Genomic DNA, 1,181 nt, shown 5'->3' on the forward strand with positions numbered 1-1,181 from the left:
TGAGACACACTCGTTATAGGGTCAAGCGAACAAGTGCATGTGGTGGATGCCTTGGCGATCACAGGCGATGAAGGACGCGGTAGCCTGCGAAAAGCTTCGGGGAGCTGGCAAACGAGCTTTGATCCGGAGATGTCCGAATGGGGAAACCCGGCCCGTATGGGTCATCCCTGACTGAATACATAGGTCAGGGAAGCGAACGCGGCGAACTGAAACATCTAAGTAGCTGCAGGAACAGAAATCAACCGAGATTCCCAGAGTAGTGGCGAACGAAATGGGAAGAGCCTTGTACTCTTTAGCAGTGTTGTTAGCAGAACGGGATGGAAAGCCCGGCCATAGCAGGTGATAGCCCTGTATGCGAAAACAGCGTTGTGGAACTAGGTGTACGACAAGTAGGGCGGGACACGTGAAATCCTGTCTGAAGATGGGGGGACCATCCTCCAAGGCTAAATACTCGTGATCGACCGATAGTGAACCAGTACCGTGAGGGAAAGGCGAAAAGAACCCCGGGAGGGGAGTGAAATAGATCCTGAAACCGCATGCATACAAACAGTCGGAGCCTGGAAACGGGTGACGGCGTACCTTTTGTATAATGGGTCAGCGACTTACATTCAGTGGCGAGCTTAACCGATTAGGGCAGGCGTAGCGAAAGCGAGTCCGAACAGGGCGATTAGTCGCTGGGTGTAGACCCGAAACCAGATGATCTATCCATGGCCAGGTTGAAGGTGCGGTAACACGTACTGGAGGACCGAACCCACTAACGTTGAAAAGTTAGGGGATGAGCTGTGGATAGGGGTGAAAGGCTAAACAAATCTGGAAATAGCTGGTTCTCTCCGAAAACTATTTAGGTAGTGCCTCGTGTGTCACCTTCGGGGGTAGAGCACTGTCATGGTTGGGGGGTCTATTGCTGATTACCCCGCCATAGCAAACTCCGAATACCGAAGAGTGCAATCACGGGAGACAGACATCGGGTGCTAACGTCCGGTGTCAAGAGGGAAACAACCCAGACCGCCAGCTAAGGTCCCCAAGATTGGCTAAGTGGGAAACGAAGTGGGAAGGCTAAAACAGTCAGGAGGTTGGCTTAGAAGCAGCCACCCTTTAAAGAAAGCGTAATAGCTCACTGATCGAGTCGTCCTGCGCGGAAGATGTAACGGGGCTAAGCCAGTCACCGAAGCTGCGGACGC

1 rRNA gene is annotated in these 1,181 nt (G+C 52.8%); it reads left to right on the forward strand.

The features are described 5' to 3' along the window. Positions 1-19 precede the first annotated feature (19 nt). Positions 20-1,181, forward strand: a 23S ribosomal RNA gene (locus KHO22_RS32300); the annotation flags it as partial.

The organism is Cupriavidus yeoncheonensis (assembly GCF_905397275.1).
GTDB classification, from domain to species: domain Bacteria; phylum Pseudomonadota; class Gammaproteobacteria; order Burkholderiales; family Burkholderiaceae; genus Cupriavidus; species Cupriavidus yeoncheonensis.